The organism is Shewanella sp. AS1 (assembly GCF_021412565.1).
Classification (GTDB): Bacteria; Pseudomonadota; Gammaproteobacteria; order Enterobacterales; family Shewanellaceae; genus Shewanella.
In genome coordinates this window covers 72,648-95,425 of the sequence record NZ_JAKCLJ010000002.1, presented here as the reverse complement: position 1 = coordinate 95,425, position 22,778 = coordinate 72,648, and the positions used below count along the sequence as shown (strand labels likewise).

The window sequence follows — 22,778 nt, the reverse complement described above, 5'->3', positions numbered from 1 at the left end:
TAATACGAAAAAAGCCCGGCAATGCCGGGCTTTTTCTTAAGCTTATTTAGTTAAAGGCTTTTATGTTTACCTTTACAGGCATTTTGCCGGTTTAGGTAAGCCTGCGATTTTTGTCGCTTGTTTGGCAGGGCCAACAGGAAACAGGGTGTGCAGATATTTAGAATTGCCTTTCTCCGGCCCTAAAGCTTGCCCGAGTGCCTTAACTAACACACGAATGGCCGGACTGGTGTTGAACTCTAAGTAAAAGTTACGTACAAAATAGATCACTTCCCAATGAGCGTCAGTCAGCTCGATCTGCTCTTTTTCGGCGATGATCTTTGCAATTTCTATGTTCCAGTCCGACACCTGTTTCAGATAACCCTGGGGATCTGTTTCAATCTGAGTTGTTTGATATTGAATGTAATTCACCAGCTAATCACCTTTGAATGTAGCAGTGTTTGCTCAACAAATTCAGCAGATGTGATCTGCTTGTATGAGTGTAAATAGTCTGTCAGTCCTCGGGCCTTAACCGCATCCTTTAGCAGCAATACCTGAGTTTGTGCTAATTGATTTTGCCAGTGTGTCTGCAGCAGCAGATTGATTGCATCACCATAGAGCAGCAATGTATCTTGCGGGGCGATATAGCGAAGACAGCAACGAAGCGCGGCTTCATAATCGGCGTTTTCTTGTAGGGTATGTAAAATCATCAGTAAACAAGAACCTCGTCGGCTTGGCTTAACAGTGCCTTGATGGCATTTGTGTCGAGCAGATCTACAGCAAGTGAAGCAGGAAGCTGATTAAGGCCTCGCTTGGCCAGAGAGTCTTGACAGGCGTAGACCTCATCAATCTCATACAGAGGTAGCGCCTTAAGGGTCTTGATAAAATCGCGCCCGCCGATGAGCTCAGGTAACTGGGCATCAAGCAGATTAAGTACGCCCTCATCGACAAACAGCAGGCTGATCTGCTGCTCGAAACTGGCACTTAACAGGGCAAAGTCGAGGGCCTCTCGGCAGGCTGCGCTGCCATGAGGTGCGTGTCGAAAGATTAAGGTTATTTTCTTGCTCATCTGCTGCTCAAATTAGAAATTGATCACCCGATCGGCTTTTTCTATGCCTGTCACTAACTCACCCAAACCGCCCATAATGAAAGGTGGATTAAGATTCCAATGGCTCTGGAGGTTTTCTTTAGCCTCAACACTGGAGAGAACCCCGCGGCGAAGGGCGGCGGATACACAGTTGATCAAAGGGACTTGATTGGTTTCAGCAAAATCCCGCCACGCAGCCATAAGATCGAACTCATCAGACGCGGGCGAGGTTAAGTCATTGGTGGATAACACGCCATCTTGGTAAAAAAAGACGCTGATGATCTCATGCCCAGCAGCGAGGGCAGCTTTCGCAAAACTCAGTGCCTGGAAACTGGTACTCTGTCCATAAGCTGGGCGGTTAACTTGAATGAGAAATTTCATCGGGATCGCTTTATCTGTGTCTCTTTAAGATCTGTATCGGGGAAAAAAATAGCTCCCAAGAATGGGAGCTATTCTATCTCAGTTTATCCTATTACCTCAAACGCCAATCGACCTAAGCCGAAATCCTGGTCTGGATTAATCGTCGCCACCAACACCCATAAGGTGCAGGATGGAGATAAACAGGTTTAAGAAGTCCAAGTAGAGGGAGATAGTCGCGCGTATATAGTTAGTTTCTCCTCCATTGACGATACGACTGGTGTCATAGAGGATAAAACCTGTCATCAACAATGCGATACCGGTGTTGAGTGCCATAAAGACAGTGCCACTACCGATAAAGATATTGGCGATACCCGCAACAATGGCGATGATAAGGCCTGCAAGCAGGAAGCCACGCATAAAAGAGAAGTCTTTTTTGGTGGTTAACGCATAACCCGATAGGGTGATAAAGACCACCGCGGTTAAACCTAGCGCCTGCATAATCAACTGTGGGCCGTTGGCCATACCTGCATAGTGATTGAGCATATAGCCGAGGGATGCGCCTTCCATGCCGGTAAAGGCGAAGATCCAGAAGAGTCCTGCGGCGGATTCTGCTTTACGTAAGGTGACAAATAAGAGTACTAAGCCACCAAGAGAAAGGCCGATGGATAGCATAGGGCCTATCTGCATTGCCATCGCCAAGCCGGCACAAAGGGCAGAGAAGGCCAGGGTCATCGACAGTAGCATATAAGTGTTTTTCAGTAGTTTGTTGACTTCTTGAGTCCCAACCTGTGAGCTATAAAGCGTTTGTTGTGTCATCTTAGTCTCCATTGACCAGAAAGAGCGTTATCTTTTTGAGTATAAAACAGTTCATCAGTTCCATCAGATGAAGCGAGTTTAATCTTATTAAAATCCTATTTTAACAGGGTTAGTTTATTTGAAAGTTAAAAGGGCAATATTGCCGCTCTGTTTGTAACTAGTTTGGCGAATAAATATCAATTAAACCAGTCTCTTTGCAATTTGTCACTGTCGCCTAAGTAGTCGAGCACCCAGGCCATTGCCGCAGACTGATTGGCATCGTTCCAGGCTAAACAGCAGGGACTGGGGGCTTTAGGCAAAACAAGCTGCTTTTCAACCAAGGCACCCGAAGCAATGAAGGGCGTGGCAAAATGTTTAGGCATATAGCCAATTCCCAGACCTTCACGGTAACAGTTGATGGCGCGGATCCAGTCGGGAACCACAAGACGGCGCTGATTTTCCAGTAACCAGGTAACGCGCTTAGGGATCTCCCTTGAGGTGTCTTCTAGGCAGATGGCTGGATAGATAGCCAGTTCCTCATCGGTTAACGGATGATCAACCGCCGCTAGAGGGTGGTGTTTTGCCACTAAGAAACTCCACTCTATGTCACCCATATCCCTAAAGCGGTAATCACCGCCAACAGGGATGGCTGTGGTTGCGCCAATGGCAATATCACTGCGCCCGGTAGAGATAGCCTCCCAAACACCGTTAAAGACTTCGATGCGGATGATGAGTTCAACATTGTCAAAATGGCGATAAAAATCGGCGATTAAATTGCTCAGCTTGTCGGCTCTGACTATGTTGTCCAGCGCGATAGAAAGGGTGGGCTGCCAGCCATTGGCCACACGTTTAGTGTCATCTTTGAGTTCAGCCAAATTGGTCAGAACCAGTCTGAGCTGCTTGACAAAATGTTCTCCAGCAGGGGTCAGACTAACACTGCGATGGTGGCGCTCAAACAAAATCACACCTAACTCTTCTTCAACCTGTTTGACCGCATAACTCACCGCAGAAGGTACCTTATGGAGTTGGTTTGCTGCTGCGGTAAAGCTACCCACTCTTGCAACCATATCGATAAGTTGCATGGATTGTTCAGAAAGCATAGGAACCTCTGCTGTGAGATTTTTTGATGGCTGTAAGCAAAATTAACCGTTTCACAAGCTTTTGGCAAGTATCTAGACTTGGCGTCTTTCAAATTTCAATTTAATGGAGAATAAAATAATGAATAAAAGCGGAAGTTTACTCTTTGTTGCCTACTTATCCCTATTAAGTATGTTAGGTTTTATCGCGACTGATATCTATTTGCCTGCTTTCAAAGCAATTGAAATATCTTTTAATACAAGCCCTGAAAATGTGGCCAGTACCCTCTCTTGTTTTTTGGCGGGACTCGCCATAGGCCAATTACTCTATGGGCCTTTGGTACAGCGTTTTGGCAAACGCAACAGCTTGATAATGGGGTTAGCCCTGTTTGGTTTCGCAAGTTTGATGGTAGCCCTGAGTCACGACATAGTGGCTTTTAATGTTGGGCGCTTCTTTCAGGCGATAGGTGCTTGTAGTGCATCTGTTATCTGGCAGGCGATTGTGATTGAGCAAAATGATGAAAAATCCGCGCAAAGAATATTTAGCAATATCATGCCTCTGGTTGCTTTATCGCCAGCACTTGCGCCCCTTGTCGGGGCTTACCTGCTAACACTTGGCGATTGGCGAACCATTTTTTGGGTTTTGAGTCTCTTGTCCGCCCTGTTGATTGTGGCCACTTTTCTTTGGGTAGAGCATAATTCTGTAGCACGAACTACGGTATCCGCGGAATCTTCTGTAGGTCATCATGGTTATCTCTCTATGCTGAATCATCCGCGATTTCTAGGCAATGTCATCATTTTCGGCGCTTGCTCTGGGGCATTTTTCTCCTATCTGACCCTGTGGCCGATTGTGATGCAGCAGCAGGGTTATCAAGCGACTGAGATTGGCCTGAGCTTTATTCCTCAGACTCTGATGTTTATCCTTGGCGGGATCTTGAGTAAAAGCCTTATTAAGAAGCTGGGCAGGGAGCTGAGTTTACACTTGGTGTTAGGTCTATTTGGTTTGTGCATACTTGGTATCGCCCTGAGCACGCTTGTGTTCAAGTTTGATGGGATATGGCCCATGCTTTTCATTTTTGCTGTGATGGCGGCGGCGAATGGCGCTTGCTATCCGATAGTGGTGAATGACGCCTTGCAGCAATTTAAGCAGGATTCGGCAAAGGCCGCCGGGTTACAAAATTTTATTCAAATTTCCATGGGGTTTGGTGCTTCCTCCTTGGTTGCCTTGTGGGCGCAACAGGGTAAAGTTGCCATTACAATAGCCATACTTGTTTGTGCTGCGATAGTTATCGTGGCGAGCAAAATGAGAAAACTGCAACACTGGCAAGATCTTGAACAACATTTTCAATTGCCAGATCCCGCCAACATCCGCTTTAATCGACACGGCGGTAATAAAGGCAATCGGGATGTTTGACAGGATTGTCGATAACTTACTCGAATAAACGCCTTATACCATTTTTTACTTTACATGGATTCATACTGGCTATATTATTCGCGGCGTTCGGAGAGATGGCAGAGTGGTCGAATGCACCGGTCTTGAAAACCGGCACGGGTTTATAGCCCGTCTAGGGTTCAAATCCCTATCTCTCCGCCATATAAGAAAAGCCCGCTTTGATAGCGGGCTTTTTGCTTTTTGAAATGTATTTCTTAAATCTTATCTTTCACGCTTATCTGTCGTAACAGAGCAGTTAACTGCAATCTCTTTCTGGTGATTTATCTTTAAGCCTGATATTGCGCCACCAGCAAGCCGGTGGTGCAATGCTCAAAACCTATAATCAGTTGTAATTAGAGCCAGTTGTAACTAGAGCCTGTTGTAACTAGAGCCAGCTAAACAGACTCAAGCGGCTTTGCTTGCGGCTCAGTGTATTTTTTACGGCTGAAGAGAGCTTTTATGTCTTCAATAACCACATAGAGACAAGGGATCAAACCGAGTGTCACAATGGTTGCAAACAACACCCCAAATGCCAATGAAACCGCCATTGGAATGACCATCTGTGCCTGCATGCTGGTTTCAGTCATGATGGGCACCAGACCAATAAATGTGGTCAGCGAGGTTAAGAGTATCGCCCTAAATCGACGACATCCCGCGTTGACCACCGCCTCTTTCATCGGCGTGCCATTGGCTCTTGCGGTATTGATATAGTCGACCATGACTAGGGAGTCGTTTACCACAACACCGGCCGCAGCAATGATGCCAAACAGGGAGAGGGCACTTAGGTCTATCCCCAAGATCAGGTGGCCCATGACAGACCCTATGATCCCAAAGGGGATCACCGACATGATCATCATAGGTTGAACATAGGATTTTAATGGCACCGCAAGCAGGCTATAGATCACCAGCAAAGAGATAACAAAATCCCTGAGCTGAGTATTGGCACTGTCCAGCTGCTCCTGAATGTTACCCGAAACTTCGCTCTTCACTCTGGGGTATTTCTTTAATAACTCAGGGATAAAGTTATCGCGGATCTCCTTAGCCAGCTTAAAAGGCTCTACCTGATCGGCATCAACCGATGCCCAAACATTGATAGTGCGGTTCCCGTTTTCGCGGCGAATGCCATTCACCCCTTGGGTGATCTCAATTTCGGCGACTTCAGATAGGGGGATCTCACCACCGGCAGGTGTAAGCAGCATGACCTGATTGACCTGATTAATTGAGTTACGCTGGGATTCAGGGTAGCGCAGCATTACCTTAATCTCTTCGCCGTTACGCAAGATACGCTGTGCTTCCATACCATAAAAACTGGCACTGACCTGGCCGGCGATGTTGGCGAGGCTCAGACCAACACTGTTGGCTAATGGCTTGAGTTTAAACTGCACCTCTTTGGCGCTCGACTGGCGGCTGTCATTGACATCGCCCACGCCCTGCAAACTATTGAGTTTATCTTTGAGTTCTTTTGAGGCCGCGATTAGTTGCCGCTCATCTTTGCCTTCGAGTCTGAAGCTGATATCGCCATCATCGCGTCCGCTACCAAACAGATTGTCCTGAATGGTAAAGGATTTGACGCCTGGGATAGTCGGCATGGCTTGTCGCCATAATTCGGCTAAGGCAAAGGTATCCATAGGCCTGAGCGACGGGTCAACCAGTTTGGTCATGATATTGGCACGGGTGCGGCCTTCAAGATCGACCTGCATATCCGAGATCATCGACTGACCATAATCTTGCTCTATCTGTTTATCGACATCGTAGAGGGCTTTTTGAATCGCAAGCGCCGCAGATAAGGTGGCATTTTCTGACGCGTCGATATTCATTTCAACTTTGACACGCGGAAAATCGTGAGGGATCTTCGGTTGGCCGATAAATCGGATTATCCCGCCATTGTAGAGTCCGGCGCAGACCAGAATAAAGCTGATAAACACCATGATCACCGCATATCGGTATTTAACCGCAAGCTTCAAGCTCGGGTAGTAGAGGTCGTTAATTAGGTATTGCAGCCCCCTGTCTACCTTGCCTTGCAGATAGTTAATCCCAAGTCGCAAGATATCGAGCGGTTTCTTGGAACCCGGCTTTACTTCTGTTCTGGCTTTCATATGGGCTAAATGCGCCGGCAAGATGAGCTTGGATTCTACCAGTGAAAACAGCAGACAGAGGATCACCACAAAGCCAATGGATTGACCAAATGCAGAGGAGGGTCCTTCATCCATGGTAATAGGTAAAAATGCTGCGATAGTGGTTAATACACCAAAGGTGGCTGGTATCGCTACCTTCTTGACCCCACGGATGACGTTATCGATAGTCTGGCCTTTCTCCTCACACTCGCTGTGGGCACTTTCACCCATAACGATAGCGTCATCGACGACAATACCCAGCACAAGAATAAAAGCGAACAGACTGATGACATTGATGGTGACATCGATCATGGCCATTGGCATAAATAATAGTGTGCCAAGGAAACAAACCGGCAGACCCATCATCACCCAAAACGCCAGGCGCACCCGCAAAAACAGCGCCAGCATTAAGAAGACCAACACAGCGCCACTCTTCATGCTGTCGAGCATCAGTTGTAGACGGCCTTCAAGGTAGTAGGTCATATCCACCCAGGTACTGAGCTTTATCCCTTGAGGCAGACTGGCCTGCTTATCTTCGACATATTGGTTCACTACTTTGGCCACATCTGTGATGCTTTGATCGTTTGATGCGCCCACAAAGAAGGTGACTGAATTCTTGCCATTAAACTTGGAATACTGGATGCCATCCTCAAAACCATCGATGACGGTTGCGACGTCACCCAGTTTAAGGTTAGTGCCATCTTCCAAGGTGATCAGCGGCAGGTTTTCAAATTCGTAGCCAACATACGCCTGGTTTTGTACGCGTAGGTTGATATAACCGTTCTGTGCTTTAATTTGGCCTGCAGACATATTGCGCGAATAACCGCGAACCGCGCTGGCGATATCATTAAAGGTGAGGTTATATTCTCTGAGTTTATCTTTACTGACTTCGATGGCAATCTCGTAGCCTAAGCCACCGTAAAACTCTGTGATATTGACCAAGGGAAGCTGCATCAGCTCATCATGGATCTTTTCCCCCAACTCCTTAAGCTGTTTGGGCGCCATATCGCCGTAAAGGCTGATATAAAAGACCTCTTGTTTTTCTTTTATTCTTTCGACTTTGGGTCTTTCCATGCCATCGGGGAAACTGGAAACAGAATCGATGGCGGATTTAACCTCGTCGAGTACCATCTGTGGATCATAGGAGTCTTCAATTCTGAAATAACCGGACGCAGAGTTACGGTTGGAATAGGTGATCACCCGTTTAAGCCCCTCAACACTCTCAAGTGCTTCTTCTATCTTAATTGTGATCCCTTCTTCAACTTCTTGAGGTGCGGCTCCTGGGTAGAAAGCACTGAACTCTATCCAATTGATTTCATCTTGAGGGAAAAACTGTTTGCGTATGGTATTTGCCGTCAGCAGGCCGCCTAAGATAATAATGATCATCAACAGGTTGGCTGCGACACTATTGCGTGCAAACCAGGCAATAATGCCTTTATTTGTATCTTCCACGGCCAATTACTCCTTGATAGATTGGGTGTGGCCCGCAGCATTTTCAGCCGTTTCCACCGATTTGACCGTTTGTGCCGGCAGCGCGAGTTTCATTCCTTCTATCGGGTAATCCAGTGCCGAGGTGATAACACGCATGCCGTCTTCCAACCCATCGCTAACCACCACTTGTGTTCCTTGTTCACGGATCACTTTGACGTTCTGAAATTTAAGTTTGTTGTCCTTGTCGAGAATCGCGACTCTGTCCTCAATAATGAGATGACGGGGCAGAGTGGTCACAGATGGAGTTTGTTTCCCCTTGATATCGGCTGTGACGTAACTGCCATAACGCAGAGGCGGCCTATCGGTTGCTAATCCGTAAGGATCGAGAATTTCAGCAACCAGGTAGGTCATGCGGCTTTTTTCATCCACAACCCCTTCGCTGCGAACAATTTTTCCCTGCCAATGGTAAGGCTTGCCGGCATAATCCCCCTTGATGGTGACGTCTGCATTGAGGCCATGTTGATTAAGGTAACGGCCATCTTTATCGGCTAAGGGAAGGCGGATCTCAGCTTGTTCTGTACTCAAGAGGTGACCCAGCTTGGTACCTGCGGTGACATAAGAGCCCAAGCCTATGGTTCTGTTATCAATCAGCGCATCATAGGGGGCTCTGATAATAGTACGCTCAAGATCGCGCTTGGCGCGTTTAACGCCGGCTTCACTGGAGTCCAATTTGGCCTTTTCCTGTGCCAGCTGAGGCTTACGTAGGCTGAGCTCGGTCGGAACACTGTTATCGATGCGCTTCCATTCCTCTTCGGCCACTTTGCCGTAGGCTTTCTCTTGTACCAAGGCAGCCTTGGCTGAGGCTAAATTTGCGTTGGCGTCGATTAATGCGGCTTCATAATCGCTGGGGTCAATTTTCGCGAGGATCTGACCTTGTTTTATAAAGCCACCTTTTACAAAGGCCTCGGAGAGATAGATAATCTCGCCTCTGACCTGAGCAACCAGTTCTGTTTCATATTTGGCTGTGACTATCCCGTAGGAGTTAACATTGAAGGTCATCGGGGTTTTACTCACCACATCGACGGCAACCACGGGCGTATTGTCGACGACGGGTTTTTCCTGGGGTGGTTTTTTCATCGAGGCAAAGGCTGCATAACCACCAATTCCCGCAACAAGAATGGCTATAGGTAATACGATCTGTTTTTTGGTAGCCACAAAGAAATCCTCTATTTGAAGCTAAGCTGCTGAAAAAAGTAAGGCCAAAAATAGTTATGCCTATTCTAGGTCACGAATGTTAACTGAAATGAGTCATCGTTAAAAAGTAATTATGTAAATAGGTGTGTAATTTCGGCATAAAGTGGCAGTGTCGAGGAGAATATTACTAAGAAAGAAGAAAGAAGAAAGAAGAGAGCAGTGATGCCGCATTGTGAACATACTAGACGTTCTTGGGTACGCACCCGGTTGCGTTTATCTACTACTCTCTTCATTCAAGTTTAGCCTGTAATAGTCGCCAAGGTAGAAAATATCGGTTGGCGATTGTCAGTCATTGAGCAGGTTTAATGCCTGATGAGTCATGGCTTGGCTAAAGCGGTTACGCTTGTGATGTTCAGGTGCCCAGCCCAGCAGAAATCGTTCGAAATCAGCCCAGGCAAAAATCAGCAATTGTCGCCACTCATTATCCAGTGCCTGTCTATCTTCTGTGGTGAATTTACCTGCCGTGCATTGCCCGAGTTGCTCAAAATAATAGTCTACTAGGCTGTCATAATCTTGTTCGCATTCATTAGGCGTTAAACAACTGCCGAGGAAATAAACGAGATCTTTTACACCCACTCCCGCTCCCACATATTGGAAGTCTACTGCCGCAACGCCATTGTTTACTGGATAATCGGCAAAGTGCTGAGCAAAGTCCTGGGCAAAACAAAAGTTCGCGACCTTAGCATCGCCGTGGATTAGGGTTGTAAACTGGCTTTGATTTAATTGGCTATCTATTTGTGCGGCATGTTGTTTAAGGGAGCCTGGCGGCATAGCTGCAAACTCATCGGGTCTTGTTGACAGGTGCCAATAGGACCCGATGGGCCAGAGTCCTTCGCACCAGTTCTCGGCCGGTTCTTTAGTCATAAACTGACTATGAAATCGCGCTAACCAGGTGATCACCGCCTTGCATTCATCAATGGTTAACTGGCTACGGCGTTGATTATAGCCTTGGGCATCCAGATCGCTTAACACTAATATCGACTGACCCGTGGTTTTATCTTCATAGTCAGCAATGAAATCAGGTAAAGGGCAAATGTCATGACAGAGTTGGGCCCAATGTCGATACCAGTTTGCTTCCACTCGATAGGAGTGCATTTTCCGCTGATGAGCGAAGCCGTTTTGCCATTGGTAGGGGTGAGATGCCACTGAAGGTGGGTCAATATTTTTGACAACAAGCTTAAGGGTTTGGCCGTTTTTGCTGCATTGATAGCGGGAGATCTCCCCGTAACCGCTCCATAAAGGCTGAATTGTCGCAACTTTTTTGACATTGCCTACATCAAGTTTGTTAATCAAAAAATTTGAAATATTCACGGTGATACCTGATTGTTATGAGTTTGGCTATTGTGACAATAACGCCAATCTAAGTGAAGCCTGCAGGCCTTTCTTAAGATGCTTTACTGATCTGGAACAGCCTATCCTTAACATTTTTACCGGGTAGGGCTATCGGCTTTTAAATGCCAGTAGTGGGTCTAACTAATAAGTACTGAGCAAATCAAGGAGAAGTCACTCATGGCTTGCAGGCATGCAAATCGAGATAAATTCATGTTACATTAGTGTTTGATTTTGGTGAATGAAACAGATGTTAGCTCCTTATGTCTTTAGAAATAAAACCCTTGAATGATGTCCATTTTGAGCAAGTGATCTTACTGGGTAACCAGGTCCATGGTGACGGTTATCTTGATGAGATTATGCTTAACGAGATAGTCATAAAGGGTAAGAAGAATGGCATTAATGCAAATTTTGTGGCCTTAGATAAAGATAAGCTTGTGGGATTTAGGCTGACCTACGCGCCGGGTCAGTGGCTGTCTGACAAATGGTGCTCCCCGCAATTATGGCCTGTTGCCCAGCAGCAACTTTGTTATTTTAAATGCAACACGGTTGCTAAAGATTATCGCGGCAAAGGGGTAGGTAAAGCCTTGCTGCAAGCATCAATCGAGGCGACTCAGCGTCAGGGAGCGCTTGGCGGAATAAGCCACCTATGGAAACAAAGTCCGGGCAATGCGGCAGTTGGATATTTTAGTCGTGCCGGTGGGCGGCTAATAAAGATCCATGAAAATCGATGGAATAATAATCCCGAGCATCCTGACTATATCTGCATTATCTGTGGTAAAACCTGTCGGTGCACAGCCTGGGAAATGCTGCTCCTCTTTTAGTTTTTTACTGCACTTAGGCACAGATAAATGACTTACGATCCGCTTTACTCTCTCAATCCAGCTAACCAGGGCTGGCCTGATTCTTACTGGGCGAGCACAGTAAAACCGTCAACGGATATGCGGGTGCTTGGCAGGGATCGCCGTGTCGATGTCGCCATTATCGGTGGCGGTTATACCGGACTCTTGACCGCATATTATCTTGTCAGTCTGTATGGCATCGATTGCTGTGTGTTAGAGGCCAATCAAATCGGGTTTGGTGCCAGCGGGCGCAATGCAGGTTTTGTGCTTAAAGGCTCTGGCCGTTTGAGTTACCCCCAGATGCACAAGAAGTGGGGCATGGAAGTGACTAAGGGGATCTACCTGGAGTTTACTGATGCCGTGACTCGGGTCGAGCAGCTGATCCATGAGCAGCATATCGATTGTGAAAAACAGGCGAGTGGGTATCTGAAGATAGCCCATAATCCTAAGGCGTTCGAAAAGCTGCGGCGCAGCAGTGCTTTTATAACAGCGCATCTTGGCGAGGATGCTACTTTGCTCAGTAATGATGAGTTAAAAGCTGCCTATATGGATAACAGGCAGGCTTGTGGCGCTTTGCGTTTAGCCGATGGATTTGGCGTAAACCCCTTAAAACTTTTACTGGGGTATCGTAGTATGCTGGACAGGCTTGGCGTTGATGTTTATGAGTCCAGCTGCGTTCTGCAGTGGAAAAAGGGGATGCAGGGACATCATCTTATTACAGAGAACGGCAGCGTATTGGCCAAACAGGTGATTTCGGCAGGAAATGCTTATACGCCTAAAGTGTTTCAGCCTGAGATAGATGAGCGCTTCTTACCCATTCTCAGCAATATTATTGTCACTGAGCCATTGTCGGCCGAGCAGCTTAAAGAAACTGGGCTGATGACACATCAGGTGATCATGGACACCCGCCTGCTTAAATACTATTACCGCTTACTGCCCGATAACCGTTTGCTCTTTGGCGGGCGCGGCGCGGTTAGCGGCAAAGCGGCAGATCAGCCTATTTACGGCCAGCATTTGAAGCGGGCTATGTCAGATTGTTTCCCTTGCCTTGCAGATTGCGCTATTGAATATAATTGGACTGGATGGATTGCCGCTGCCTTAGATGATATGCCCCATGTGTTTCAGCGTGATGGAATGGGGTACAGTTTAGGTTACTGCGGCGCTGGGGTTGCGTTTTCTGCTCAGGCGGCGTTTAGGCTGGCTCAAAGCCTTGCTGGAGAGACTTTGCCGGCTCTACCTCTGTATCAGCAGCCCTTATCGCGTTTTCCCTACGCCCGTTTCAGGCGTTTAGGCCAGAGAGGTTACTATCATTATGCCTGGCTTAAAGATCGCTACTTTTGAGTATTTGGGCTGCTTTTTTCACGTTAAGCAAAATTCTTCTCATTGTTCTATAATGGGGCTTTCTCATTTTCAGGGGCTGTGATTCCGCGCTAAGGTTTTTTCATGAAACATGCAGTAGACAAGATGCTCGATAAACATTGCAAACTGGTTCATTCGGAAGGAGTGAAAATTCTCTCCCATACCCAAAGAGAGACGGATGAATGGGTACAGCACACTGTGATGATAGAGGGGTGTGATGCACCATTTAAATTTAAACGCACAAAGAAATATCGCAGCCTTCAAGGTCATAAAGTCAACATTACCTATTATCCAGAAACAGAAACGGTTGCGGGCTTTGATTTTGAAGTGATGAAAGTCGTGCGGATAAAACGTTACTGATCACAATTGCTTATCTTTTATCGTTATTTTAAATGTTAATGGCTAAGCAGAAGGACTCCCTTCTTTCACGTTCAAAAGTTGCATGTTAATAAGCTGCACGTTTACAAGCAGAACCTTCACAAATTTTCCCCTAGTGAGACTCCATTCTCGTTTTCACTCAACGCTTATTCATGATTTGCTTATATTAAGCCTGAGTTCAGTCTTGAGCGACAAAATGCCAGCCTATTTTCAATAGAAAAATTAAACAGAAAGCTATTTAGAACTAGACCCATCAACATAGACGAGAGCGGTGATGCAACAGCAAGATTTTCAGCTATTGCCAGAGTGGTGTATCAAACAACAGAACTTATTATCAATCCTTAATCAAGATCAGGAAAAAACCATTCAGCTGGCATTAATATCCAATGGTCTGAGATTAAAAAGGTTAGTGGATGCAAAGCGCCAGCGTGCAGAGACAATCTCTTATAAAAGATTACTGGGTTTTAAAAGCACTAATCTGGAGCTGCTGCGTCAGATAGTCACAGCTGAGTTTTCTCAGAGTAAGAAACAAAGCTTACTCAGTTGTGTTAACTCAAATCTTGACGATCTCGAAGAGCTACTCAGCCGGTAGAGCTGCCATTGCAGACTTTTATTCGCTTTACAGGCAATAAAATCAGGCGGAGAGATAAATGAGAGAGGCAAAAGAGAAAGAAAAAAGGAGCGTAAATCGCTCCTTTTTGGTTTTATATTGTGCCAAGAATTATTTGGCTGACATTAAGGCCACAGCATTATCTAACATGCGGTTACTAAAGCCCCACTCGTTATCGTACCAGGCCATGACTTTCACTAAACGACCGTTGACACGGGTCTGCGTGGCATCGAAGTTTGAAGAGAAAGCATTGTGGTTGAAGTCGATTGACACAAGTGGCTCATTATTAACAGCCAGCACTTGATTCATAGGGAACTGACTTGCTGCTTTTTCAATGATGGCGTTGATCTCTTCTACTGTCGTATCTCGTGAAGCAATAAAAGAGAGATCCACAAGCGATACGTTAACAGTCGGTACACGCACTGCCATACCATCGAACTTACCCGCTAATTCAGGGACCACAAGTCCTACGGCTGCTGCCGCACCTGTTTTAGTTGGGATCATTGACATGGCCGCAGCTCGGGCGCGGCGCAGATCTGTGTGATACACATCAGAGAGACGCTGATCGTTGGTGTAGGCGTGGATTGTCGTCATTAAACCTGACTCAATGCCAATCTCATCATTAAGCGGCTTAGCGAATGGAGCCAGACAGTTTGTGGTACAAGATGCGTTAGAGATAACAGTCATATCAGAAGTGATGATGTCGTTATTCACGCCATACACTACTGTGGCATCCACATTCTTACCAGGTGCAGAGATGATTACTTTCTTAGCGCCTGCATTTAGATGAGGTTGTACCGCTTCTTTGGATGTGAAGATACCTGTACATTCAAAAACCACGTCGATCTTAAGCTCTGCCCAAGGTAATTTAGATGGGTCGCGCTCAGAGAAGGTGAGGATTTTGTCTTCATTAACATAAATCGCTTCAGCATCGTGATCGACTTTGGCATTGAAGCGGCCGTGAACAGAATCATACTTGGTTAAATGCGCATTGATTGATGCATCGCCTAAATCATTTAATGCAACGATCTGGATTGGATAGTCCTTCTCGCTCTCATACAGTGCGCGAAGTACGTTTCTACCGATACGGCCATAACCGTTAATTGCAACGCGGATAGTCATCTCATATCCCTCAGGTAATTATTTAGAAGTAAACTGGTAGTAAAATTACCAAATTGACAGCTACCGTCAAGTAATATCCGTTAATATCGGTGGGTTAGGCGATAAATATCCCATTTTCTCGATAAAAAGCGTATTTAAGTAACTGCTGTGCAAATTTTTGTAAAAAAAATACTACCAGCAAACACCACTAATTCACCGAATAAGCGTAGCAGAGAAACTAAGGAAGGGGCTGTAACTGATGGCGAATTTCACTCGATGCATAATCTCCTTGGCTAAGTTGGTCGGCTAAACTGGTCGCTTGTTTCGTTAAAAATGCTTCGAGCTGTTTATTTCCATGGATGAGGGCGCTCAATTTTTCCTCGGATTCAGTATTGTCGTTCATCAAAAGGTTGGCTTTGGGATAGATATAGACTTTTTCAAAATCGTTCCGCTGCTGATAAATGGTGACCGATCCCAAGAGCCTGTCAGGCTCAAATTGTTCGGGCGAACTCTTGTCTAGCAGTGAGAGGTACATCTTCTTCGACTGATTGAGGTCGAACTTCTGATAATAGGACGCTAATTGTGCCAATATGACGGGATCGTTAATCGAGCCTGAGTCGTATGCATGAATGACGACTTTTTGTGCCTCTTTATCACCCAAACGTATCCAGCGGTAGGAGGCAAGGTAAGTATTCTTGCTACCTTCAGTTGTCTCCCTTAGTTCTTCAAGATTCTGGGCGCTCATGCCATAGGCGCGAGTGCGATCGTTTGTGCGTTGGGGATGGAGTATATGTTCGATGTTGGCCGAGTAGCAGCTGGTAGATCTGCTTAGATGACGGTGATAGGGTAGTTTTTAATCCATAACGTTGCAGGATCACATCATTTTTTTCTTTTAAACACCAACTATCGCGGTGTAAATCGCCACATAGCTCAGGATTATTTTTACATATTGTGCTGGTATTAGCGGCATTTTCACAGCCATTGAGTGTCCAAATCGCCAAAATAGATAATAATGGTGTAATGATTACAAAATTATGCCTCTATTCAAGCTCCTTCTTACGATTTTGTCTAATAAAATTACATGTTTAGCGAAAATATCTTACTAGATTGTACCATCACTTTTCATTACAATACCGCCGACCAATAAGCAAACGAACCGTGATTAAAACTCGATTATTGGTCTTTTCTTGTTGTTACTCAAACATTTCTACAAATATTGTCGTGAAAGTGAGATAAAGGAACTGAAATGACCACTGATAAACACCTACAAAGCTGGCAAGAGCGTTTTGAAATGGCTGAAGCTATGCAGCCTTTACTTGGAAAACTATACAGAAACCAGGGTGTTGAAGTTGTTGTCTATGGCAAGCCACTTCTAAATGCATCAACAATTGAAATCATCAAATCGCACCGTTTGGTTCGTCGTCATGTAGGCGAAAAATTAAGACTACGTGAAAGCTTTCCCTTTGTTGTTGCGCTAAGCAAACTTGCAGTAAAGCAATGTAAGGTTGATATCGGTAAGCTAGCCGTTAACTATTGGAAAAACCATAGTGATGCCAGCGAGGTTGAACAATACATGGCAGAGCAGCTGGCTTCAGCTATCGACCATGAAGATACCCAGCAAGCACGCGATGTTGTGCTTTACGGTTTTGGCCGCATCGGACGCCTGCTTGCACGCTTGTTGATTGAGCGCACCGGTGTGAGTAATAAACTACGCCTACGTGCAATTGTGTTACGTGGTGGCCGCAAGGGCGATCTTGAAAAACGCGCCAGCTTATTACGCCGAGATTCAGTCCATGGACCTTTTAATGGGTCTGTTGTTGTCGATGAAGAGAATAATGCCATTATTGCCAACGGTACTTATATCCAAGTGATTTATGCTAATTCTCCTGACGAAGTCGATTACACTCAACATGGCATCAACGATGCGTTGGTTGTCGACAATACCGGCATCTGGAAGGATGAAGCGGGCCTTGGTTTGCATCTTAAGTCAAAAGGCGCTGCTAAAGTATTGTTAACTGCACCGGCGAAAGGCGCAATCAAGAATATCGTGTATGGTGTTAATGAAGCCGATATTTTAGATGAAGACACTATCGTTTCAGCAGCAAGCTGCACAACCAACGCAATCACGCCAGTATTGAAAGCGGTCAATGACAAGTACGGCATTGTGAACGGTCATGTGGAAACCATTCACTCATACACTAACGATCAAAACCTGATCGATAATTATCATAAAGCTGACCGTCGTGGCCGCAGTGCACCGCTGAACATGGTGATCACCGAGACGGGGGCCGCGAAAGCCGTGGCGAAAGCGCTGCCAGTACTTGCGGGTAAATTAACGGGTAACGCTATTCGTGTACCGACGCCTAACGTATCAATGGCGATTATCAGCCTTAACCTTAATGGCGAAACCAACAAAGAAGATATGAATGAATATCTTCGCAATGTGGCACTATCTTCTGAGCTACAGAACCAGGTTGATTTTACTGAGTCAACAGAGATCGTATCATCGGATCTGGTTGGTTCTCGTTACGCGGGTGTAGTTGACTCACAGGCGACTATCGCCGAAGGAAATCGTACTATTCTGTATGTTTGGTATGACAACGAGTTTGGCTATAGCTGCCAGGTTATTGGTGTAATGCAGAAGATGCTAGGGCTTAACTATCAATCCCTTCCAGCTGTTTAAGCCGTTATAAATAAAAGCGCCTTAGCTAGCACTAAGGCGTTTTTTTTATGCGTAGTGAATAACAAAAAAGCATAAAGATGATTATTGCAGCAAACAGTTAATTAAGCTCGATAATTACGGAAAATAGCGTTGACTCTTTTTAGTAAATCGGTAGAATGCCAATCCGCAGTCAGGGGAAACAATTTCCTTGTTTGCAATATATGATGTAAATACGATGCGACATTAGCTCAGTTGACAAAGGTGAAAAGACGATACCTTTGTTAATGTTAACAGCTAAAGTTGACGTAATAAGTGATGCGACATTAGCTCAGTTGGTAGAGCGATACCTTGCCAAGGTATAGGTCATCGGTTCGAACCCGATATGTCGCTCCAATATTTAAAAGTGATGCGACATTAGCTCAGTTGACTCTTTGTAGAGAATGGGCGATACCTTGCCAAGGTATAGATTATGGGTTTTTTATTGGTTCGAACCCGATATGTCGCTCCAATATAAAGCATTGGAAATCATCATTTGGCGCGATGGCAGAATGGCTATGCTGCGGATTGCAAATCCGTCGATCTCGGTTCGACTCCGGGTCGCGCCTCCACATTAAGTTTTATCGTTAATAGAATAGTAACGCTAAAACACACTTTTGCCCGAGTGGTGGAATCGGTAGACACAAGGGATTTAAAATCCCTCGCTGAATAAGCGTGCCAGTTCAAGTCTGGCCTCGGGTACCATCATAAAAATGACAAAAAAGCCTCAATGAAAATTGAGGCTTTTTTGTTTTTTAATTAGCCGTAATTTAAACTAAGTCAACAAAACAGTTCAGTCATGACGAATACACAGGTGGGTTAGGGGAGAAGTTGAGAACCTAGGTGAACTCTGGCTTTGAGGCTGTTTTTGCTTTTTCGTCCGACGGCTGATCCCAATTTAACTAAATTGAATAAAATCAAAAAACTTGTCAGCATATTTATATTTCTGCAAAATTTTCTCAGAATATTGAAGATAATCTTATCTTTATTGAAAAAAGTTTCAGATGAACAAAATCCACTATGAAGGCGTCTGTGACAGTGGTATAACAGGCGGAACACTTCTCTACCGATCTACTATTAGGACACCATCATGATATTTAATCAGGTTGAACTGGCACCTGCTGACCCTATTCTTGGACTCACCGATGCATTTAAAGCCGATCCTCGCCCAAATAAAGTCAACCTGGGTGTTGGTATCTATAAGGATGAGTCGGGTAAGACGCCAATCCTAAAATCGGTGAAATTGGCAGAACAAAAACTGCTGGACAGTGAAACTAGCAAAAGCTACCTGGGGATCGATGGTGTTCAGCCCTATAATGCTGCGGTGCAAGCTCTTCTTTTTGGTCAAGATCACATCATAGTGAAAGCGCAGCGGGCAGTAACAGCTCAGGCACCAGGTGGCACGGGTTCATTGCGTGTTGCCGCCGAGTTTGTGGTCAATAATACCAAGTCCAAGACCGTCTGGGTGAGTAACCCTACCTGGGCCAATCACAATAATATTTTTAAGTCTGCTGGTTTAGAAGTGAAACCGTACACTTATTATGATGCAGCAAACCACAATATGGATTTTGCCGCTATGCTAAGCGACCTTGAGCAAGCCAGCGAAGGCGATCTGTTGCTGCTTCACGGTTGCTGTCACAACCCAACAGGGATCGATTTAGATCTAAAGCAGTGGAACACTATAGCCAATTTCTGTTTAGAAAAAGGGCTAGTGCCGCTGTTTGACTTTGCCTATCAAGGATTTGGTTCCGGGGTTGAAGAGGATGCGGCAGGGCTACGCATTGTGGCAGCAAAGGTGCCAGAGCTTATCATCGCGAACTCATTTTCCAAGAACTTTGGTCTTTATAATGAGCGAATCGGCGCCGTTACTGTGGTTGCCAAAGATACTGCCACAGCTGAGAAGGCGTTTAGTCAGGTGAAAAGCACCATACGTGCTAACTATTCTAATCCACCGGCTCATGGCGCTTTGATCGTCGCGACAATTCTCAATGATGCTGAGCTTGCATCATTATGGGAGAGTGAACTCCAAGAGATGCGTGATCGCATCGCCCAGATGCGAGTGCTGTTTGTAGAGAGCCTGAAGTTACAAGGGGTGAGTCAAGACTTTAGCTTTATTTCACGTCAGAATGGCATGTTTAGCTTTTCAGGTTTGAACAAAGCTCAGGTAGAACGTCTGCGGGATGAGTTTGCTATCTATATTGTCGGTTCTGGTCGCATCAGCGTTGCAGGCATGACACAAGATAATATGCAGACTATCTGCAAGGCGATTGCCCAGGTTATTTAATCTAGGTGATTTAATCCAGATCCCAGAGCTTGCTGCAAGTGATGCATTTTCCTTACAGCAAGTTCTGACATATTGCTTTAGTCCTGTTTATCTTCTAGTTCTCATTCTGTGCATTTTGTTTGTACTTTTACTTTTATTTGTACCTATCTTGCTGTTCATCACTGCGAATTCTTGTGAGGTAAAATTTACTTATGGCGGTTTACTATTTGCGCTAAGGCTTCGGCAAGAGCACGGCGATCGTGCAGCGCGATATGATGGCTGCTTCGCAGGGGATAATAGGTAATATTGTCTTTTTCATAGTGAGTTTCAGCGTCACACAAGACGTGATTGACCTTTTTATTCCCTAGTACCTGCTTAAACCATTCCAGACGTTTTTTCAATTCGAAGTTGGCCGCAGCAGAGGGCTCTTGCGTGAGATTCTCAATGAGGATGATTTTCGCTTTTGACTGGGATATTGCCTGACTCAATGAGGGCAGTAAGAGGGGGGGCATAATACTGGTTAAGAAGCTGCCTGGACCGAGTATGATAAGGTCGGCCTGTTTAACTGCCTCAACAGCCTCCTGAGTGACTTCAACCATAGGTTCAAGGGATAGTGCAACCGGGTGCTCTTTCATCTCATCCACTTGGACTTCCCCAAGAATACGATTGCCGCTGGCTGCAATGGCGACTAGATGGGTCGGCTGCTCCGACATAGGGATCAATTGTGTTTCGATATTGAGCATTTTGCGGATCAGGTTAACGGCTTCCAAGGGACGGACGCAGAGCTCATCTAATGCAAGGAGCATCAGATTACCTAGATTATGCTGATTAAGTTCGCTATGACCGTTAAATCGATACTCAAATAACATAGAGCCGACAGAAGGGCGGGTGGCTAGCTGAGAGAGACAGTTGCGCAGATCGCCCCATGCGATACAATCCTGCTCTTTTCTTAAGCGGCCGGTTGAACCGCCGTTATCGGTTGTTGCGACAATGCCCGTCAAATGAGCACCTAGAAATGATAAAGATGAGAGTACGCGACCGAGTCCATGGCCGCCACCAATAGCAACAACGTTTGGATATTGTTGAAATGCATTCTTTTGCATTCGGGTTTTCCTTCCTGAAGCCCCAAAAAAACTGTGATATTATATCCTATATCTCACTTTTGCGTAGTTATTTTGTCAAAGCGAACTCGGTCAGTATAATCTACCGTTTGCAGTTAAATGAGAGTGTATTAAGTTGAAAACGGGTAAGATAAACAGTGTAATTGTGTCGTTAACTCTTGTTGCGGCAGCGTTATTGGTTGTGACGCTTTTTGTCGTAATGCAGGGGGGCGATCACGGTGATAGGGCTAATGGTAAATTAGTTAAGAACAAAGCAAGCAGCAGTATTGTGCCTGACTTTGCTGCGATTCCTGACGTGTCTGAAAAGAAAAAAGCCTTTTTTGACTATCTGAGACCTGCTATTTCACATCATAATCAGATCATCGCCGACGAGCGTAAATTCCTCTTGTTATCGCAACAGCATCTCAATGACGGTCAAGCCCTTTCTGAAGCGGAAAAGTTTCGTATCTTAAAACTGGCGAGCAAGTATCAATATGAGATGCGCGATGTCTCTTTGGATGCATTGGAGAATTTGCTTGTGCGTGTCGATATCGTGCCTGAAAATTTGGTGCTTATCCAAGCTGCGAATGAAACTGGCTGGGGTAGCAGCCGTTTTGCAAGAGAAGGATTAAATTTCTTCGGTCAGTGGTGTTTTAAGCAAGGTTGTGGTCTAGTGCCTCAGTCTCGTAATACTGGGGCTATACATGAAGTGGCCGTCTTTGATAGTGTTGATGCTTCAGTTGGCTCTTACATGAAAAACCTCAATTCAAATGAAGCTTACTCGGTTCTTCGAGCTATTCGAGCGGATCTGCGTGCGGAAAACAAGCCTATTATTGCCAGTAAGCTGGTTTACGGTTTGATGAATTATTCCGAGCGTCAGGGCGCCTATGTCGAAGAGTTACTAGAGATGCTCAGACATAATAAAAAATATCTGGTGGTAAAAAATGAACAAAGGACTGCTGTTTAGTTGCCTGTTAGGCGTAAGCTGTATTTCCCAAGCTGCGCCAATCACTCTTGAATATCAAGGGTTTTATCAAAGGTTAAAGCAGTTAAATTCCGGACATTATCCCCTGATTGATCTTGCCTTTTCTGTGCCTAAACAGGGAGATTGCATTATCAAAGAGGGGAGTATCCGCACCGAAAAGGAAGTGTTTCCATTGGTTGTGAACCAGGCACAGCGGATTTTTATTCCCTATGACGATAGATTGAAATCCGACAGAGCCTTGATCCAGCTGGAGATGGTAAATGATGCAAGCCAGTGTGGTATTGGCATGCAGATCAGAGCAAAACAGACCCAACACAGATATCGCCAGGCTGAACTTATCGAACTTAAGCAGCAGATGAATGACTTATATAAGTCGATGCAGGGTTTTCCGTTGCGCTACTTTTCCAGCGATATCGATGGGCTGACATTTGAGTTTGACGACAGAAGTAGCGTGATTTTCGATGGTGAGCAGCAATCGATAGAAGCCCGGTTTACCTTGTCAGCTTCTCAAATCGACAGCATGGATGAGTTAGCATTCGATGCTAAGCCCACCATAATCAGCCCCTGGTTTAAGCAATAACTTTTCAC

General features: G+C 45.5%; 20 protein-coding genes, 5 tRNA genes and 1 pseudogene. 14 read left to right on the top strand and 12 right to left on the bottom strand.

Translation table 11 applies throughout. The features are described 5' to 3' along the window. Positions 1–72: 72 nt before the first annotated feature. The 6 genes from LZP69_RS04655 to punR all read right to left on the bottom strand — a co-directional run bounded on the left by LZP69_RS04655 (position 73) and on the right by punR (position 3,318). Complete coding sequence (locus LZP69_RS04655) at positions 73–408, bottom strand: TusE/DsrC/DsvC family sulfur relay protein (RefSeq protein WP_442800661.1); 336 nt, start codon at positions 406–408, stop codon at positions 73–75. Beyond that, complete coding sequence (tusB, locus tag LZP69_RS04650) at positions 405–686, bottom strand: sulfurtransferase complex subunit TusB (RefSeq protein WP_234199029.1); 282 nt, start codon at positions 684–686, stop codon at positions 405–407. The genes LZP69_RS04655 and tusB overlap by 4 nt, the downstream gene beginning before the upstream one ends. Then, entirely contained in the window at positions 686–1,045 is a 360-nt protein-coding gene (tusC, locus tag LZP69_RS04645; RefSeq protein ID WP_234199028.1) for a sulfurtransferase complex subunit TusC, read from the bottom strand. Before tusC ends, tusB begins: the two co-directional genes overlap by 1 nt. A 12-nt stretch (positions 1,046–1,057) precedes the next feature. After that, entirely contained in the window at positions 1,058–1,444 is a 387-nt protein-coding gene (tusD, locus tag LZP69_RS04640; protein ID WP_234199027.1) for a sulfurtransferase complex subunit TusD, read from the bottom strand. A 135-nt stretch (positions 1,445–1,579) separates the two neighbouring features. Then, on the bottom strand, positions 1,580–2,239 hold the full coding sequence (locus LZP69_RS04635; protein WP_234199026.1) for a Bax inhibitor-1/YccA family protein: 660 nt from the start codon (positions 2,237–2,239) through the stop codon (positions 1,580–1,582). A 176-nt stretch (positions 2,240–2,415) separates the two neighbouring features. Continuing rightward, positions 2,416–3,318 (bottom strand): DNA-binding transcriptional activator PunR, encoded by a 903-nt coding sequence (gene punR, locus LZP69_RS04630; RefSeq protein ID WP_234199025.1) that lies wholly within the window; start codon positions 3,316–3,318, stop codon positions 2,416–2,418. Between the two features lie 118 nt (positions 3,319–3,436). On the opposite strand from punR, the gene punC reads away from it, so the two are divergent. Together punC and LZP69_RS04620 are read left to right on the top strand one after the other, a co-directional pair. Further along, a complete protein-coding gene (punC, locus tag LZP69_RS04625; RefSeq protein ID WP_234199024.1) occupies positions 3,437–4,708 on the top strand; it encodes a purine nucleoside transporter PunC in 1,272 nt (423 codons plus the stop codon). A gap of 89 nt (positions 4,709–4,797) precedes the next feature. Further along, positions 4,798–4,888, top strand: a tRNA-Ser gene (locus LZP69_RS04620). 233 nt (positions 4,889–5,121) lie between these two features. Here LZP69_RS04620 and LZP69_RS04615 read toward each other — a convergent pair. The 3 genes from LZP69_RS04615 to LZP69_RS04605 all read right to left on the bottom strand — a co-directional run bounded on the left by LZP69_RS04615 (position 5,122) and on the right by LZP69_RS04605 (position 10,620). Next, the gene (locus LZP69_RS04615; RefSeq protein WP_234199023.1) at positions 5,122–8,292 is read right to left on the bottom strand and encodes an efflux RND transporter permease subunit; all 3,171 of its coding nucleotides are present in this window, start codon (positions 8,290–8,292) and stop codon (positions 5,122–5,124) included. 6 nt (positions 8,293–8,298) lie between these two features. Continuing rightward, a complete protein-coding gene (locus LZP69_RS04610; protein WP_234199022.1) occupies positions 8,299–9,486 on the bottom strand; it encodes an efflux RND transporter periplasmic adaptor subunit in 1,188 nt (395 codons plus the stop codon). Positions 9,487–9,810: 324 nt separating this feature from the next. Beyond that, complete coding sequence (locus LZP69_RS04605) at positions 9,811–10,620, bottom strand: ecdysteroid 22-kinase family protein (protein ID WP_234199021.1); 810 nt, start codon at positions 10,618–10,620, stop codon at positions 9,811–9,813. Between the two features lie 497 nt (positions 10,621–11,117). Here LZP69_RS04605 and LZP69_RS04600 point away from each other — a divergent pair, with 497 nt between their 5' ends. The 4 genes from LZP69_RS04600 to LZP69_RS04585 all read left to right on the top strand — a co-directional run bounded on the left by LZP69_RS04600 (position 11,118) and on the right by LZP69_RS04585 (position 14,025). After that, on the top strand, positions 11,118–11,678 hold the full coding sequence (locus LZP69_RS04600; protein WP_234199020.1) for a GNAT family N-acetyltransferase: 561 nt from the start codon (positions 11,118–11,120) through the stop codon (positions 11,676–11,678). Between the two features lie 27 nt (positions 11,679–11,705). After that, positions 11,706–13,037: an NAD(P)/FAD-dependent oxidoreductase gene (locus LZP69_RS04595; RefSeq protein WP_234199019.1), complete on the top strand. Its 1,332-nt coding sequence runs from the start codon at positions 11,706–11,708 to the stop codon at positions 13,035–13,037. A 102-nt stretch (positions 13,038–13,139) separates the two neighbouring features. Then, positions 13,140–13,415: a hypothetical protein gene (locus LZP69_RS04590; protein ID WP_234199018.1), complete on the top strand. Its 276-nt coding sequence runs from the start codon at positions 13,140–13,142 to the stop codon at positions 13,413–13,415. A 292-nt stretch (positions 13,416–13,707) separates the two neighbouring features. Beyond that, positions 13,708–14,025, top strand: a complete 318-nt coding sequence (locus LZP69_RS04585) for a hypothetical protein (RefSeq protein WP_234199017.1) — start codon at positions 13,708–13,710, stop codon at positions 14,023–14,025. 129 nt (positions 14,026–14,154) lie between these two features. On the opposite strand, the gene gap is transcribed toward LZP69_RS04585, so the two are convergent. Then, positions 14,155–15,165 (bottom strand): type I glyceraldehyde-3-phosphate dehydrogenase, encoded by a 1,011-nt coding sequence (gene gap, locus LZP69_RS04580; RefSeq protein WP_234199016.1) that lies wholly within the window; start codon positions 15,163–15,165, stop codon positions 14,155–14,157. Positions 15,166–15,382: 217 nt separating this feature from the next. Then, a pseudogene (locus LZP69_RS04575) lies at positions 15,383–16,145 on the bottom strand (DUF2989 domain-containing protein). Positions 16,146–16,390: 245 nt separating this feature from the next. On the opposite strand from LZP69_RS04575, the gene LZP69_RS04570 reads away from it, so the two are divergent. The 6 genes from LZP69_RS04570 to LZP69_RS04545 all read left to right on the top strand — a co-directional run bounded on the left by LZP69_RS04570 (position 16,391) and on the right by LZP69_RS04545 (position 20,126). After that, a complete protein-coding gene (locus LZP69_RS04570; RefSeq protein WP_234199015.1) occupies positions 16,391–17,827 on the top strand; it encodes a glyceraldehyde-3-phosphate dehydrogenase in 1,437 nt (478 codons plus the stop codon). A gap of 296 nt (positions 17,828–18,123) precedes the next feature. Then, positions 18,124–18,199: transfer RNA gene (locus LZP69_RS04565), tRNA-Gly, on the top strand. Positions 18,200–18,214: 15 nt separating this feature from the next. Continuing rightward, positions 18,215–18,314, top strand: a tRNA-Gly gene (locus LZP69_RS04560). A gap of 26 nt (positions 18,315–18,340) precedes the next feature. Beyond that, positions 18,341–18,414, top strand: a tRNA-Cys gene (locus tag LZP69_RS04555). Between the two features lie 47 nt (positions 18,415–18,461). Beyond that, positions 18,462–18,547 (top strand) — tRNA-Leu (locus LZP69_RS04550). Between the two features lie 385 nt (positions 18,548–18,932). Further along, the gene (locus LZP69_RS04545) at positions 18,933–20,126 is read left to right on the top strand and encodes an amino acid aminotransferase (protein WP_234199014.1); all 1,194 of its coding nucleotides are present in this window, start codon (positions 18,933–18,935) and stop codon (positions 20,124–20,126) included. Between the two features lie 185 nt (positions 20,127–20,311). On the opposite strand, the gene yvcK is transcribed toward LZP69_RS04545, so the two are convergent. Then, positions 20,312–21,208 carry a uridine diphosphate-N-acetylglucosamine-binding protein YvcK gene (gene yvcK, locus LZP69_RS04540; RefSeq protein WP_234199013.1) on the bottom strand — a complete coding sequence of 299 codons (897 nt, stop codon included), beginning with the start codon at positions 21,206–21,208 and terminating at the stop codon, positions 20,312–20,314. Between the two features lie 133 nt (positions 21,209–21,341). Between yvcK and LZP69_RS04535 the strand changes: the two genes are divergently transcribed. Continuing rightward, the gene (locus LZP69_RS04535; protein ID WP_234199012.1) at positions 21,342–22,172 is read left to right on the top strand and encodes a glucosaminidase domain-containing protein; all 831 of its coding nucleotides are present in this window, start codon (positions 21,342–21,344) and stop codon (positions 22,170–22,172) included. Continuing rightward, entirely contained in the window at positions 22,150–22,770 is a 621-nt protein-coding gene (locus LZP69_RS04530) for a DUF2987 domain-containing protein (protein WP_234199011.1), read from the top strand. Before LZP69_RS04535 ends, LZP69_RS04530 begins: the two co-directional genes overlap by 23 nt. The last annotated feature ends 8 nt before the right edge of the window (positions 22,771–22,778 follow it).